Raw genomic sequence first — 15,062 nt, 5'->3', positions numbered from 1 at the left:
CGCCGTGGCCTTCGTCCGCGCGGGCTCCCTGCGCTTCCACGTCCAGCGGCTCCCGGCCACCGCCGGCGCCGACGCCCCCGACCGGCCCGTCGTGGTGTTCCTGCACGGGCTGGTCGTCGACAACCTCTCCTCCTTCTACTGCCCCCTGGCCGTGCCGGTGGCCCGGTCCGGCCACGAGGCCGTCCTCTACGACCTGCGCGGCCACGGCCGCACCGAGCGCCCGGGGTCCGGCTACGACACCCGCAGCGCCGTACGGGACCTCTTCGCCCTGCTCGGCGCGCTGGACCTCGGGCAGCGCCCGGTCCACCTGGTCGGCAACAGCTACGGCGGGACCCTCGCCCTGCACGCGGCGCTGGCCCGGCCCGACCTCGTCAGCGGGCTCACCCTCCTGGAACCGCCGCTCAGCGGGGCCTGGGTGGAGAACATGGTGGACACCCTGTCGGCCGCCGCGCTCAGCCTGGAGGACAGCACGGTCCCCACCGAGCTGCTCACCCTGCGGCTGCGCAAGGCCGCCAACCTGACGGCCATCGCCGACGCCCTGCTCAACCGCACCACGCTCATCGACGACATCGCGGCGAGCCGCACCTTCGCCGCCGCGGACTACGCCCGGCTGCGCTGCCCGGTCCTGATCGTCTGCGGCGAGCACTCCGAGCTGCTGCCGGGCGGGCGGGAGTTGGCGCGGCACGCGCCGCACGGGGCGCTGCGGATCCTGCCGGGCCTGGGGCACGACGTCCTGAAGGAGAGCAGCGGGGTCCTGCGGGAGAGCGTGCTCGCCCACCTCGACGCCACGGCCGCGCGGGCGCGGGTGGGAGCTCTGGTCCCGTGAAGGTGCTGTTCGCCGTGCCGCCGCTGGCGGGGCACATCAATCCGACCGTGGCCGTCGGTGCCGAACTGGCCGCCCGGGGACATGAGACCGCCTGGACGGGACCGGCCTCGGCGCTGGCCCGGCTGCTGCCGCCGCAGGCCCGGATCCTGCCCGCCGGGGAAGAGCTCGGCGGCGGGTACGCGGAGCTGCACGACCGCTGGCGCGATCTGCGCGGGGTCGGTGCGCTGCGGTTCCTGTGGGAGGAGGCGCTGGTGCCGCTGGCCCGGGCGATGGTGCCGGGGGTGACCCGGGCCGTGCATACCTTCGGGCCGGACGTGCTGGTCGCCGACCAGCAAGCCCTGGCGGGACCTCTGGTGGCCCGGCGGCTCGGCGTGCCGTGGGTGACCTCGGCCAGTACCTCGGCCGAGCTGACCCGGCCCTTCGCGGACTTCCCGAAGGTCGGGGAGTGGGTGGCCGGGCAGATCTCGGGCCTGCTGGCGGAGTTCGGCGCGGCGCGGGGTGGACCGGACGGCCGGGCGGACTGGGACCCGCGGTTCTCGGAGCGGCTGGTGCTGGTCTTCTCCACGCCCGAACTCGTGGGAGCCGGCGCGGATTTCCCGCCCCACCACGCTTTCGTGGGCCCGGCCTTCGGGGCGCGTCCGGTCACGCCCGGGTTCCCGTGGCAGCGGCTGGATCCCGGGCGGCGGCGGGTGCTGGTGTCCCTGGGCACCCTCAACCAGGCGGCCGGGGCCCGCTTCTACGGCGCCGTGCTGGGCGCCGCCGAACGACTCGCCGAGGAGGTCCAGTTCGTCCTCGCGGCACCCTCCGCCCTGATCGGGGAGGCGCCGGAGCACGTCCTGCTCCAGGAGAGCGTCCCCCAGCTGGAGCTGCTGCCCCACCTGGACGCGGTGGTCTGCCACGCGGGCCACAACACCGTGTGCGAGGCCCTCGCGCACGGGCTGCCGCTGGTCGTCGCCCCGATCCGGGACGACCAGCCGATCGTGGCCCGGCAGGTCGTCGAGGCCGGAGCGGGCGTCCGGGTGCGGTTCGGCAGGACCCGGGCCGAGGAACTGCGCGACGCGCTCACGGCCGTGCTGGACGATCCCGGCCCGCGCCGGGCCGCCCGGCGGATCCAGGCCTCATTCGCCGCGGCGGGCGGAGCCGCCGCCGCGGCCGACCGGTTGGAGAAACTGCGATGACGCCAACCCCGTTCCAGCGGGTCCCCTGGACCTCCGCCGTCCTACTGGCCGCCCTCGGCGCGGGCACCGTGCGCGCCAGGCGCCGGCTGCGGGCGATCCCGGTGCTGCCGGTGACCCCGCCCGCGGCGGCGGCCGGGGCCCCGCGCGCCGCCGGGTGGCGGCTGCTCACCGCCCGGGGGGTCGAACCGGATGCGCCCACCTTCCTCGCCGCCCGCGCGCACGCCGAGGCCGAGGGGCTGCGGGTGCTGGACCTGCTGCCCGCGGACCTGCCCGCGGAGCGGGCCCTCTCGCTGCTGCGCCTGGTCGACCCGGCCCGGTACCGGCAGGACCGGCTCGCAGCGGGGCGCGGGGCCGGGTTCGCCGTGCTCGTCACCGAGGAGGTGCTGTCCCGGGCCGGGGTGGATCCGGCCGGTCCGCGGCCGGACACGGCGGAACTGCTCGCGCTGACCCGGCGGTTGAAGGAGTACGCCGCCGATGCCACGGGCCTGGCCATCGCCCCCGGCCTGAGTTGCGGTGGGGCCGGGGAACCCGGCGGGCCGGCGCGGGCCGCCGAGCTACGGGCCCAGGGGCTGCCTCCGGGGGCGCTGGCCGCCGTGCAGCTCGGCGGGCTGGCCCTGCTCGCCGGGGTCGCCGTACGCCAGGGCCGGTGGGGCGCCGCGGCGGCCGGACTGTACTGGCTCCAGCCGTACCTGGCCCTCGGCGGACCGGGCTCCCCGCTGCGCCCCGCCGGTCTGGGCCGCGCCACGGCGGCCCGGCCGGTCCGCTCCCTCGGCGCGGGGCTGCGTACGGCCGCGGCGGCCGGCCGGGACGCCGGGCCGGACCCGGCGGCGGACGGCGCGCCGGAGGCCGCGCGGGCAGCCGCCTACCGGCAGGACCTGGCGGCGGGGGTCGGGCGCTTCCTGGAACCGCGCCGCGAGGGCTGCCCGTGGTGCGGATCCGACCGGCTCACGGTGCGGGTCCGGGTGCCCGACCTGCTCCAGGGCAAGCCCGGCCGTTTCACGCTGGAGCAGTGCGGGGACTGCGGCCACGTCTTCCAGAACCCCCGGCTGACCCCGGAAGGGCTGGATTTCTACTACCGCGACTTCTACGACGGGCGCGGCGGCGAGGGTGCGGGCACCGTCTTCGGCAGGCTGGGCGCCGCCTACCGGGGGCGCGCCGAGATGCTCCTCCCGCATGCCGATCCGGCGTCCTGGCTGGACGTCGGCACCGGGCACGGCCACTTCTGCAACGCGGCGCGCGACGTCTGGCCGCAGACCCGGTTCGACGGGCTCGACATGGGCGAGGGGGTGCGCGAGGCCGAGCGCCGCGGCTGGGTGGAGACCGGATACCTGGGCCAGTTCCCGGAGTTCGCCTCCAAACTGGCCGGCCAGTACGAGGTGGTCAGCATGTACCACTACCTGGAGCACACCCGGGAGCCGCTCGCCGAACTGGACGCGGCGGCCACCGTGCTCACGCCCGGCGGGTTCCTGGCCATCGAGCTGCCCGATCCGGAATCACGTATGGCCCGGCTCCTCGGCCCGGTCTGGCTGCCCTGGTTCCAGCCCCAGCACCAGCACCTGATGCCGGCCGCCAACCTGCGCGAGGCGCTGGCGGACCGGGGGTTGACCGTCGTCGCCGAGGAGCACGGTCCGGCCCACCAGGGCAATGACTTCTTCGGCGCGGTGGCCCTCGCGGCGACGCGGCTGGCCCCGGATCCGGACCGGCCGTGGGGCCCGGGGCCCACGCCGCGCGCACGGCTCCTCGGTCATGCCGTACGGGTGGCCTCGCTGCCGTGCTTCGCCGCCGCGGCGGCGCTCGACACGGTGCGCACGGCGGTGGCCCGGCGCACGGACGGCGGCAATGCCTACCGGATGCTGGCCCGCAAGGACGTCCCGTGACGGGCACGGCCGGCGCCGTCGGACCGCCCACGGGGGAGCCGGCGCCTTCCGCGGCAGCCCGCCGGGACGCGGCGGGAGCATCCGCCGCCGCTGTACCGCCCCGGGGGCCCGCCGCCACGGCCGGTGCCACCGTGACCGCCGACCGCGCCGGCGGCGACCTGGCGCGGCGGGCGACGGCCGATCCGCTGTACCGGCTCGTCGCCTACGCCCTGGAGGCGGCGCACGGGCGGCCCCCGGCCGCCGTGTGGAGCGCCCCGTACGCCTTCCACCTGGGCTCCCCCGGGCTGGTCGCGGCCGCCGGCTGGCCCACGGCCGCCGCGGCCGCCCCGCGCACCGACGGCCTGGTGCGGCTCAGCTCCCTCGGCCATCCCGCGGACGGCTGCGATCTGCCGCTGACCCTGTCGGGGTCGCCGCCGGCCGCCCCCGCCTGGGCCGTCCGGCCGTACGCCGTGCTGCGGGCTCTGGCCCGGGAGGGGTACGGCCTCGGCGGGACGGACCTGCACGTCCAGGGCTCGCTCACGGGGGCCGCCGGGCTGGCCACGGCGGAGCCCGCCGAGTGCGCGGTGGCGCTGGCCGTGGCCGACGTGCACACGGGGGCGGGTGAGCCGCCGGACCGCGAGCAGCTGGCCCGGCTGCTGGCCGCAGCGCTGCCGGACGGGGACGACGGTCTGCGGCGGGCCGTGCTGTTCGCGCGGTCGGGGCGGGCGCTGCTGCTGAGCGCGGAGGCCCGGCGGCGGCAGCGGTACGTGGCCTTCGACCCGGCGGGCTCGGGCGCGCGGCTGGTGCTGGTCGCCGTGCGCGGCGAGGCCGCGGACCGGCCCCGGGAGTTGGCGCGCGCAGTGGCCTGCGCGCGCCGGGCCGGGGCGCTGAGTGCCTGGCCGCCCGGGCAGCGGCCGGGTCGGAGCGTGCTGGTGCTGCTGCCCGAGGGGCGGCTGGCGGCGGTGCGAGCGGCGGTGGCGGAGGACTTCCGCGACCGGGGTCGGCCCGCACCGCGGTTCCTGAACATCGCCGTGGCCGGTGCGGCGCGGCGCGAGGAATGACCCCGTCCGGGGGCCGGCCCCGGGCGTCCCGACACTTCACCCAGGAGGAGATCACCCATGCCCACCCCACCACCACCCTCAGCGGCGGCGCGCGCGAGACGCGGGGCCCTGTGGCCCGCGCTCGTGGCCGGGCTCGGCGCACTCGGCCTACTGGGCGCCTTCACCGTGGCCAACTCCGAGGCCGCGGAGCCCGCTCCCGCGGCGGCGGCCGTCGCGCTGCCGACGTACGACCACGTGGTGGTCGTCGTGTACGAGAACAAGCAGTACGGGGAGATCATCGGCAGCGCGAACGCCCCGTACATCAACCAGCTGGCGAACGGCGGCGCGAGCCTGACCGGGATGAAGGCGCTGACCCACCCCAGCCAGCCGAACTACTTCAACCTGTTCTCCGGTGCCACGCAGGGGATCACGGGCGACGGCTGCTACACCCCGCAGTCGATGACGGCGCCCAACCTCGGTCAGGAGCTGATCGCGGCCGGCAGGAGCTTCGCGACGTACAACGAGGACCTGCCGAGCGAGGGGTCCACGGCCTGCACGAACGGCCAGTACGCGCAGAAGCACAACCCGTGGTTCGCCTTCAGGAACGTGCCGCTGAACACCGGCAAGACCTGGGCGCAGTTCCCGCAGAACAACTTCGCGGCGCTGCCGAACCTCTCCTTCGTGGTCCCCAACCAGTGCAACGACATGCACTCGTGCTCCGTCGGCACGGGAGACACCTGGACGCGCAACAACATCGACGCCTACGCGCAGTGGGCGAAGGCCAACAACAGTCTGCTGGTCCTGACCTGGGACGAGGACAACTACCTGGGCTCCAACCAGATCGCCACCGTCTTCCACGGCGCGAAGGTCAAGACGGGCAGGTACGCCACGGCCTTCAACCACCACCATCTGCTGAGGACCTTCGAGGACCTTTTCGGCACGGCGACGCACGCGGGCAACGCGGCCAACGTCCAGCCGATCACCGAGGTGTTCGACACCTCCTCGAACCCGACACCCACCCCGACCCCCACACCGACCCCAACTCCCACACCGACACCGACCCCGACTCCCACACCGACTCCGACTCCGACCGCGGGCGGTCTGCAACTGACGAGCCCGGGCCCGCAGACGTGCAGGTTCAACCAGTCCTGCACCATCCAGCTCACTGCCACCGGTGGCAGACCTCCGGTCCGCTACGCCGCCACCGGCCTGCCCTGGGGCCTGAGCGTGGACGCCGGTTCGGGGCGGATCGGCGGCAAGCCCTGGGGCAGCGGGACCGTCCAGGTCACCGCGACCGCCACCGACTCCACGGGCACCACCGTCACCGCCGCGTTCCCGCTCACCGTCAACTGGTTCTAGACCCGGCCCCGGAGGCATCCGTGTACCTGTCGACCACCCGGGCCTCGGACATCGCCGGGGACACCCCGGTCCCGAAGGGCCCCCTGCGGGCCGTCCCCGGCACGGTGTTCGCGCTCGGGTTGGTCAGCCTGGTCACGGACGTCTCCGCGGAGATGGTCACCGCCGTCCTGCCGTTGTACCTGATGGCCGGACTCGGCATGTCCCCGCTGGCCTTCGGCGCCCTGGACGGTCTGCACCAGGGCGCCACCGCGGTGCTCCGCCTCGCGGGCGGCCGGATCGCCGACCGCACCCGGCGCCGCAAGCTCGTCGCGGGCACCGGCTACGCGCTGTCCGCCGTCTGCAAGGCGGCCCTGCTCGTCGCCGCCACCCCCTGGTCGGTGGCGGCGGTGCTCGCCGCCGACCGGACGGGCAAGGGCCTGCGGACCGCCCCGCGCGATGCGTTGATCTCGCTGTCGGTGCCGCCCGGGGAGCAGGGCCGCGCCTTCGGGGTGCACCGCGCGCTGGACACGGCGGGCGCCCTGCTGGGGCCGCTGGCCGCGTTCGGGATCCTGTGGGTGGCGGTGGACGGGTACGAGGCCGTGTTCACGGTCAGCTGCTGCGTTGCCGTCCTGGGGGTGGTGCTGCTCGCGCTCTTCGTCCGCGAGGCTCCCGCTCCCCCTCCGGCACCCACCCGTCCGCCACTGCCGCCCGTACGCACCCTGCTGCGGCTGCCCGGTCTGCGGCGGCTCTGCCTGACCGCCGCGGTGCTCGGCCTGTTCACCGTCGGGGACGCCTTCCTCTACCTGCTGCTCCAACGCCGGCTCGACCTGTCGGCCGCGTACTTCCCGCTGCTGCCCGTCGGTACGGCCGCCGTGTTCCTGCTGGCCGCGCTGCCCGTGGGGCGGCTCGCCGACCGGCTGGGGCGCGGCCGGGTCTTCCTCGGCGGGCACCTCCTGCTGCTCGGGGCCTGTCTGCTGTGCCTGGCCCCGGTCACCGTTCCGGGCGGGGCGCTGCTGGTCGCCGGCGTGCTCGCGCTGCTCGGCCTGTTCTACGCCGCCACCGACGGGGTGCTGATGGCCGCCGCCGGGCCGCTGCTGCCCGCCGAGCTGCGCACGACCGGGCTCGCGGTGCTCCAGACCGCGCAGGCGCTGGCCCGGTTCGCGGGGTCCGTGATGTTCGGGGCGGCCTGGACGCTGTGGGGGCCGGGCCCCGCGCTGAGCCTGGCGGCGGCCGGGCTGCTGCTCTCCGTGACGGTGGTCGCCGTGTTCGGCGGGGCCCGGGCGGACCGGGCGTCGTAGGGTCGGGGCATGCCGGAAACACAGCGAACTCTCGAGGGCAGGGTGGCCCTCGTGGCCGGGGCGACGCGCGGCGCGGGCCGGGGCATCGCGGTCCAGCTGGGCGCGCAGGGCGCGACCGTGTACGTGTCGGGGCGCAGCACCCGGGGCAGGCGCTCGGAGTACGACCGGCCCGAGACGATCGAGGAGACCGCGGAGCTGGTCACGGCGGCGGGCGGCCGGGGCGTCCCGGTTGTCGCCGACCATCTGGTGCCGGCGGAGGTCGAGGCACTGGTCGGGCGGATCGACGGCGAGCAGGGCCGGCTGGACGTCCTGGTCAACGACGTCTGGGGCGGGGAGCTGCTCTTCGAGTGGGACAGCACGGTCTGGGAGCACGACCTCGACAAGGGCTTGCGGCTGCTGCGGCTGGCGGTGGAGACCCACGCCGTCACCAGCCATTTCGCGGTGCCGTTGCTGCTGCGCGAACCGGGCGGGCTGGTGGTGGAGATGACGGACGGCACCGCCGAGTACAACGCGGCCAACTACCGGGTGTCCTTCTTCTACGACATCGCCAAGTCCTCGGTCCTGCGCATGGCGTTCGCTCTGGGCCACGAGCTGGGACCGCGCGGGGCGACGGCGGTGGCGCTGACCCCGGGCTGGCTGCGTTCGGAGATGATGCTGGACAACTTCGGTGTGACGGAGGAGAACTGGCGGGACGCGCTGACGAAGGTCCCGCACTTCGGCATCTCGGAGACCCCTTCGTACGTGGGCCGCGCGGTCGCGGCGCTCGCCGCGGACCCGGAGGTGGCCCGCTGGAACGGTACGTCCCTCTCCAGCGGGCAGCTGGCGCAGGTGTACGGCTTCACGGACCTGGACGGCAGCCGCCCCGACTGCTGGCGCTACATGGTAGAGGTCCAGGACCCGGGCCGCCCCGCGGACACCACCGGCTACCGCTGAGCGGTCCGGGCGAACGGCAGATCCGCCGGGGCGCTCTCGCTCCTGGGCCCGGCGGCCCGGAGCACCACGTCCAGGACCCGCTCGGGGTCGCATGCGTAACCACCGCTGCACCAGGCCGGGTTGGCCTCGACGACCCCCCAGCCGCCCTCGTCCGGCAGGCCCACGTCGACCACCGCGGCCGAGGGCAGTGACCCGTCGGCCGCCGCCAGCAGGTCGGCGGCGAAGGCGCGGACCTCCGCCGCGTACGGGTCCAGGTCGAGCGGCGCCGGGTCGAGCCGGGGCCCGACCGCGTAACGGCTGCCGTCGTGCACGGCTCCGTCCAGGACGAACAGCCGGTACTCGCGGGTGAACCGGACGATGTCGCTGACCAGCACCGGCAGGTCGTCGTCGAAGGCGTCCGGGCCGGGCAGCCGCGAGCCGTCCGGGTAGATCCGGGCCGGGAAGAACTTGTCGGTCGGCGGTTTGACGAAGGCCGGCCGGCGCAGCCGCCGTGCCTCGGCCAGGGTGACCGCCTCGACCCGGCGCCCGGTCAGGGCGAGGGGCAGTCGCGCGAGCCAGTCGGCGGGCGGCTCCAGCGCGACGACGTCCAGCTCGCCCGCCACCTTGTCGGCGAGCAGCGGACCTCCGTAGAGGTGGGTCGGTCCGGCGCCCCGGACGTCCTCCGGGACGCTCCAGTCCTCGGCCGTCGTCGCACGCAGCCCGCGCCCGGTGGCCGCCCCGGTCAGGCGGCGCGCCGTGTCGGAGGGGCGGGGGGCGAGGAGCAGGACGCGATCGCAGGTCATGCGGGCCATACTGCCCCGGCCGGCAGGGGCCTGGACAGCGGATTACCCTGCCGGGCGGGAGTCGATCAGGTGGGCCAGGCCGTCCAGGACGCACTGGAGGCCGAAGGCCCAGAGCGCCTGCGGGTGGTAGCCGCCGACGGCGCTGCCGACCCGGCCGGCCAGCGGGTAGCGCTCGGGGTCCAGGGCCTGCTCCAGCAGCGGGGCGCTGACGGCCCACCACTCGTCCTGGCTCTGGTGGCTGTTGTGCGCGGCGTCGTCGGCGGCGGCCAGGGCGTTCGCATGGACGAAGCCGAGGAGGTGGGTCAGGGCCGCGTCCATCTCGATGTCGGTGAGGCCGATGCCCTCGAAGGCGGCCAGTTCGTACTCGTACTTCCCGATCACTCCGGGGCCCAGCGGCGGGCGGGTGACCGGCAGGTCCGCGATCCAGGGGTGGCGGGTGAGCAGGTCCCTGTTGTCCTCGGCCACGCGGGCGACCCTGGTCCGCCACGGCTCCCCCGCGCCGGGCGTCGGGCGTTCCATGCGCCCGTACGCCTCGTCCAGCATGAGGTCGAGCAGTTCCGCCTTGCCGGGGACGTAGGTGTACAGGGTCATCGGGGTCACGCCCAGGCGCTGGGCCAGGGCGCGCATGGTGAGCGCGGCCAGTCCGGCCTCGTCGGCGAGCTCGGTCGCCGCCCGGACCACGGCGTCCACGCTGAGGCCCTGCCGCGGGCCGCGCCGCCCGGGCCGGGCGGCGGGCTGTCCGGCCCCCCGCCACAGCAGCTCCAGCGTGCGGGCGGGGTCGCCCGCGCCGCTGCGGTCCTTCACCATGTCCGGTCCCTCCGCGCAGCCCAATAATTCACTACGTCGTACAGAGTACAGCGTATAAAGTAAGCTCGAAACACTGACACCGCGACACCGCCACCGCGAGGAGTTCCGTGCAGATCGCCGCCGACAGTCATCAGGTCATCCAGGTCCGCGGAGCGCGGGAGAACAACCTCACGGACATCTCCCTCGACATCCCCAAGCGCCGGCTCACCGTCTTCACGGGCGTGTCCGGCTCCGGCAAGTCCTCCCTCGTCTTCGGCACCATCGCCGCCGAGTCGCAGCGGATGATCAACGAGACGTACACCGCCTTCGTCCAGTCCTTCATGCCGAGCCTGGGCCGGCCCGACGTGGACGGGCTGCACAACCTGAGCGCCGCCATCGTGGTCGACCAGGAGCGGATGGGCGCGAACTCCCGCTCCACGGTCGGCACCGCCACCGACGCCTCCACGATGCTGCGGATCATCTTCTCCCGCCTCGGCGTCCCGCACGTCGGCGCCTCCACCGCTTTCAGCTTCAACGCCCCGGACGGCATGTGCCCGAACTGCGAGGGCCTCGGCCAGGTCTCCGACATCGACGTGGACCAGCTGGTGGACCGCGAACTCTCCCTCAACGAGGGCGCGATCACCGTCCCCGGCTTCGCCGTGGACACCTGGTACTGGCAGATCATGGCCAACTCCGGCTTCTACTCCCCCGACACGAAGCTCAAGGACTTCTCCGAGCGGGAGTGGGCCGACTTCCTGCACATGAGCCAGGTGAAGGTGAAGGTCGGCTCCAACAACTTCACCTACGAGGGCCTGGTCACGAAGATCCAGCGGACCTACCTGGCCAAGGACCGCGAGTCGATGCAGGCCCACATACGGGCCTTCGTCGACCGGGCCGTGGTCTTCGCCGACTGCCCCGCCTGCGGCGGCACCCGCCTCTCCGCGGCGGCGCTGTCCTCGCGCATCGAGGGGATGAACATCGCCGAGTGCTCGGCGATGCAGATCAGCGACCTGGCCGCCTTCGTCCGCCGGATCGACGACCCGGCCGTCGCCCCGCTGCTCGCCAACCTGCGGGACCTGCTCGACTCCCTCGTGGAGATCGGCCTGGGCTACCTCAGTCTGGACCGCCCCTCCGGCACCCTCTCGGGCGGCGAGGCCCAGCGGGTCAAGATGGTGCGCCACCTCGGGTCCTCCCTCACGGACGTCACGTACGTCTTCGACGAGCCGACCACCGGCCTGCACCCGCACGACATCCGGCGCATGAACGACCTCCTGCTGCGGCTGCGCGACAAGGGCAACACGGTGCTCGTCGTCGAGCACAAGCCCGAGGTCATCGCGATCGCGGACCACGTCGTCGACCTCGGCCCGGGCGCGGGGACGGCCGGCGGACGGCTCTGCTACACCGGGGACGTGGCCGGACTGCGCACGTCCGGCACCCTCACCGGACGCCACCTCGAACACCGGGCCCGGCTGAAGGAGTCGGTGCGCTCCCCGCGCGGCCACCTGTCGGTCAAGGGCGCCGACCTGCACAACCTGAAGGACGTCGGCGTGGAGGTACCGCTGGGGGTGCTCACGGTGGTGACCGGGGTCGCCGGCTCCGGCAAGAGCTCACTGGTCCACGGGTACCTGGCCGGGCGGGACGGGGTGGTGGTCGCCGACCAGTCGCCGATCCGCGGCTCGCGGCGCTCCAATCCGGCCACCTACACCGGGCTGCTGGGGCCGATCCGGACGGCCTTCGCCAAGGCCAGCGGGGTCAAGGCGGCGCTGTTCAGCGCCAATTCGGAGGGCGCCTGCCCGAAGTGCAACGGCCTCGGACTGGTCTACACGGACCTGGCCATGATGGCCGCGGTGGCCTCGGTCTGCGAGGAGTGCGAGGGCAGGCGCTTCACGCCCGAGGTACTGACGTACCGGCTGCGCGGCAAGAACATCAGCGAGGTGCTCGACATGCCGGTCACGGAGGCGCACGCGTTCTTCCCCACCGGCCAGGCGCGAGCGGTCCTCGGGCGCCTGGCCGACGTGGGCCTGTCGTACCTGCGGCTCGGGCAGCCGCTCAACACCCTGTCGGGCGGTGAGCGGCAGCGGCTCAAGCTCGCCATCAGCATGGCCGAGAAGTCCTCGACCTACATCCTGGACGAGCCCACGACCGGCCTGCACATGGCCGACGTGGACAAGCTGCTGGCCCTGCTGGACCGGCTCGTCGACGACGGGAACTCGGTGATCGTCATCGAGCACCACCAGGCGGTGATGGCACACGCCGACTGGATCGTCGACATCGGCCCCGGCGGCGGCCACTCCGGCGGCGAGGTCGTCTTCGAGGGCACGCCGACGCAGCTGGTGGCCGGGGCGGACACGCTCACCGCCCGCCACCTGCGGGAGTACGTCGGCGCGTAGCGCGGGGCCGGGCCGCTCGGCGGCGTCCCGGGCTCTCCGGGGCGCCGGGGCGCCGGGACGCCGGGACGCCGGGACGCCGGTCAGGGGAGCCGCAGTTCGCGGCCCTCCCCGAGCGGGGCGAAGAACCGCTCCACGTCCGCGCCGCTCACCTCGGCCAGGGTCGCCGGGGACCAGTGCGGGTCACGGTCCTTGTCGACGACCTGCGCCCGGATGCCCTCCACGAGGTCGGGCGACGTCAGAGCGTTGCAGGAGACCCGGAACTCCTGGCCCAGCACCTGCTCCAGCGTGCCGAGGGCGGCCGCCCGGCGCAGCGCCGCGAGGGTGACCTTGAGGGCGGTCGGCGACTTGGCGAGGATCGCCTCGGCGGCCTCCTTCGCGGCGGCTTCGCCCTGGCCGAGGAGCCGTTCCACGATCTCCTCGACGGTGTCGGCCGCGTAGCAGTGGTCGATCCAGCCGCGCCGGTCGGCGAGTTCACCGGGCGCGGGGGCGGCGGCATGGCGCGGCAGCACCTCGTGGGCGGGGGCGTCGGCGAGTGCGGCGGTCAGCTCGGGGAGCCGGTCGGCCGGTACGAAGTGGTCGGCGAGCCCGCACAGCAGCGCGTCGGCGGCGCCGACGGCCGCGCCGGTGAGGGCGAGATGGGTGCCGAGTCCGCCGGGCGCGCGGCCGAGCAGGTGGGTGCCGCCGACGTCGGGGACGAAGCCGATGCCGGTCTCGGGCATCGCGACGCGGGAGCGTTCGGTGACGATGCGGACCGAGCCGTGGGCGGAGACGCCGACGCCGCCGCCCATGGTGATGCCGTCCATGAGGGCCACGTACGGCTTGGGGTAGCGGGCGATGCGGGCGTTGAGCCGGTACTCGTCGCGCCAGAAGTCCGCGGAGGCCGTCCCCCCGGCCTTGGCGTCGTCGTGGATGGCCCGGATGTCCCCGCCCGCGCACAGGCCGCGCTCACCGGCGCCGCGGATCAGGACCTGGTCGACGGCCGGATCGGCCGCCCAGGCGGCGAGGGCCGCATCGATGCGGAGCACCATGGGATGGGTGAGGGCGTTGATGGCCCGGGGGCGGTTGAGGGTGATCACCCCGGTCCGGCCGTCGGTGTGGAACAGCACGGTGTTCGCGTCTTCGGCCTTCGCGTCTTCGGTCTTCACACCGGCCAGTATCTCCGCGCTCCGTGCCGCTCCCGCCGCGGGGCGCCCCCGGGGCGTACGGTGGGCTGCCATGCGGAAGATCGTGCTGATGGCAGGGGTGTCGCTCGACGGGTTCATCGAGGGACCGGACCGGGACATCGACCGGCACCGGGACGGCTGACGGACACCCACGCCTTCGGCAACGGCATCGTGCTGCTGCGCTACGAGCGCGCGTGACGTGGCGGGGTGTGTCCGGGCTCGGTCCCGGGCTCAGTCCCGGGGGCGGGCCCGGTGCGCCCGCCAGGCGGCCAGGGCCTCGGAGCGGGCGCCGTCCGGGTGCCGGGCGTGCCAGGCGCGCAGGAACCGGTTGAACTCGAACTGCGCACCCACCTCACGGGGTTCGGCCGCCTCCGCGCGGGTGGCGTGCCAGTGGGCGACGGCCTCGGCGAGGGTGTGGCCCGCGTGCCGGGCGACGTAGTCGCGCATGAAGGCGTCGAAATGGAAGCCGGGTCCGATCTCCCGTACGAAGTACTCGCGCAGCACCTGGCTGCAGCGCTGGCCCGGCGGGATCACGCTCGCTCCGGTCACGGGGGCGGCCAGCTGCCGCCCGGCGCGGGGGCGGGCAGGACCGGCCGGTGCGGCGGGGGCCGGGAGTCCGTCGAGGGCGGCGGCGAGCCGCACGGTCAAGGCGGCCTTCCCACCTCCGACCGGGAGGCCCATCTTCCGGGCGAGCGTCGTCAGTTCGACCAGCGTCCAGTACCAGCGCAGCAGCTCGGCGCCGGTCAGAGCAGTCGTCGGCGCGGGCCGGGATCCCGCAATATTCGTACTCACGTTCCCATCTTATGCGGGGCGCCGAGACACGCACGCCCCACCGTCTTCCGAGGAGAGAACCCATGACCGACGAACCGAACCGCCTCGTCCTCGGCGAGGACACCGCCCTCGTGCTCATCGACCTCCAGAAGGGCATCCTCGGCCTGCCCACCGCGAAACCCTCCGCCGGGATCCTGGAGCAGGGGATCGCGCTCGCCGAGGCGTTCCGCGCCCACCGGCTGCCCGTGGTCCTGGTCAAGGTCGCGTGGTCCCCGGACGGCGGCGACCTGCCCACCGCGAACGTGGACCGTCCGGGCCCGGCCGCCGCGCCGCCCGCCGCCTTCTCGGAGATCCCCGCCGAGCTCGCCGCCCTCGGGGACGTGGTCGTCACCAAGCGCCACTGGGGCGCCTTCACCGGTACCGAGCTCGACCTCCAGCTGCGCCGCCGCGGCATCCACCGCATCGTGCTGGGTGGGATCTCCACCAGCGTCGGCGTCGAGTCCACGGCCCGCACGGCGTGGGAGCTCAGCTACGACCTGGTCTTCCCGGAGGACGCCACCGCCGACATCGACGCCGACTCCCACGCCCACACCTTCGGGAAGATCTTCCCGCGCATCGGCAAGGTCAGCACGACGGACGAGGTCATCGCGGCCCTGGGCTCCCGACCGACGCCGAGCGCGGTTCACCCGTAACCGAGCGGG

At 74.6% G+C, this 15,062-nt stretch carries 13 protein-coding genes; 9 read left to right on the top strand and 4 right to left on the bottom strand.

All coding sequences use genetic code 11. From position 1 onward, the window contains the following. Positions 1 to 4: 4 nt before the first annotated feature. From IE257_RS14015 to IE257_RS13985, 7 genes are read left to right on the top strand one after another with little or no spacing between them, the layout of a single operon-like run. The gene (locus IE257_RS14015) at positions 5 to 826 is read left to right on the top strand and encodes an alpha/beta fold hydrolase (protein WP_189968423.1); all 822 of its coding nucleotides are present in this window, start codon (positions 5 to 7) and stop codon (positions 824 to 826) included. 2 nt (positions 827 to 828) lie between these two features. Then, positions 829 to 2,004 carry a glycosyltransferase gene (locus IE257_RS14010; RefSeq protein ID WP_189969169.1) on the top strand — a complete coding sequence of 392 codons (1,176 nt, stop codon included), beginning with the start codon at positions 829 to 831 and terminating at the stop codon, positions 2,002 to 2,004. Then, entirely contained in the window at positions 2,001 to 3,881 is a 1,881-nt protein-coding gene (locus IE257_RS14005; RefSeq protein WP_209468346.1) for a class I SAM-dependent methyltransferase, read from the top strand. Before IE257_RS14010 ends, IE257_RS14005 begins: the two co-directional genes overlap by 4 nt. Further along, positions 3,878 to 4,921 (top strand): galactokinase, encoded by a 1,044-nt coding sequence (locus IE257_RS14000; protein WP_229920348.1) that lies wholly within the window; start codon positions 3,878 to 3,880, stop codon positions 4,919 to 4,921. The genes IE257_RS14005 and IE257_RS14000 overlap by 4 nt, the downstream gene beginning before the upstream one ends. Before the next feature lie 57 nt (positions 4,922 to 4,978). Then, positions 4,979 to 6,259: an alkaline phosphatase family protein gene (locus IE257_RS13995; protein WP_189968421.1), complete on the top strand. Its 1,281-nt coding sequence runs from the start codon at positions 4,979 to 4,981 to the stop codon at positions 6,257 to 6,259. Positions 6,260 to 6,279: 20 nt separating this feature from the next. Next, positions 6,280 to 7,536 (top strand): MFS transporter, encoded by a 1,257-nt coding sequence (locus IE257_RS13990; RefSeq protein WP_189968419.1) that lies wholly within the window; start codon positions 6,280 to 6,282, stop codon positions 7,534 to 7,536. A 9-nt stretch (positions 7,537 to 7,545) separates the two neighbouring features. Next, the gene (locus IE257_RS13985) at positions 7,546 to 8,469 is read left to right on the top strand and encodes an SDR family oxidoreductase (protein WP_189968417.1); all 924 of its coding nucleotides are present in this window, start codon (positions 7,546 to 7,548) and stop codon (positions 8,467 to 8,469) included. On the opposite strand, the gene IE257_RS13980 is transcribed toward IE257_RS13985, so the two are convergent. Together IE257_RS13980 and IE257_RS13975 are read right to left on the bottom strand one after the other, a co-directional pair. Then, on the bottom strand, positions 8,460 to 9,251 hold the full coding sequence (locus IE257_RS13980) for an ATP-grasp domain-containing protein (RefSeq protein WP_189968415.1): 792 nt from the start codon (positions 9,249 to 9,251) through the stop codon (positions 8,460 to 8,462). The genes IE257_RS13985 and IE257_RS13980 overlap by 10 nt on opposite strands. A gap of 42 nt (positions 9,252 to 9,293) precedes the next feature. Next, on the bottom strand, positions 9,294 to 10,058 hold the full coding sequence (locus IE257_RS13975) for a TetR/AcrR family transcriptional regulator (RefSeq protein ID WP_189968413.1): 765 nt from the start codon (positions 10,056 to 10,058) through the stop codon (positions 9,294 to 9,296). 107 nt (positions 10,059 to 10,165) lie between these two features. On the opposite strand from IE257_RS13975, the gene IE257_RS13970 reads away from it, so the two are divergent. Continuing rightward, on the top strand, positions 10,166 to 12,427 hold the full coding sequence (locus tag IE257_RS13970) for an ATP-binding cassette domain-containing protein (protein ID WP_189968411.1): 2,262 nt from the start codon (positions 10,166 to 10,168) through the stop codon (positions 12,425 to 12,427). 80 nt (positions 12,428 to 12,507) lie between these two features. Here IE257_RS13970 and IE257_RS13965 read toward each other — a convergent pair whose 3' ends face one another. Next, positions 12,508 to 13,572, bottom strand: a complete 1,065-nt coding sequence (locus IE257_RS13965; RefSeq protein WP_229920347.1) for an enoyl-CoA hydratase/isomerase family protein — start codon at positions 13,570 to 13,572, stop codon at positions 12,508 to 12,510. A 249-nt stretch (positions 13,573 to 13,821) separates the two neighbouring features. Then, positions 13,822 to 14,382 carry a DUF6434 domain-containing protein gene (locus tag IE257_RS13955; protein WP_189968407.1) on the bottom strand — a complete coding sequence of 187 codons (561 nt, stop codon included), beginning with the start codon at positions 14,380 to 14,382 and terminating at the stop codon, positions 13,822 to 13,824. 62 nt (positions 14,383 to 14,444) lie between these two features. Between IE257_RS13955 and IE257_RS13950 the strand changes: the two genes are divergently transcribed. Continuing rightward, positions 14,445 to 15,053, top strand: a complete 609-nt coding sequence (locus IE257_RS13950) for an isochorismatase family protein (RefSeq protein ID WP_189968405.1) — start codon at positions 14,445 to 14,447, stop codon at positions 15,051 to 15,053. Positions 15,054 to 15,062 lie beyond the last annotated feature (9 nt).

The organism is Streptomyces avidinii, assembly GCF_014650695.1.
Lineage (GTDB): Bacteria > Actinomycetota > Actinomycetes > Streptomycetales > Streptomycetaceae > Streptomyces > Streptomyces avidinii.
Note: the sequence above shows the minus strand (reverse complement) of the source record. Positions and strands in the feature narration are given on the sequence as shown.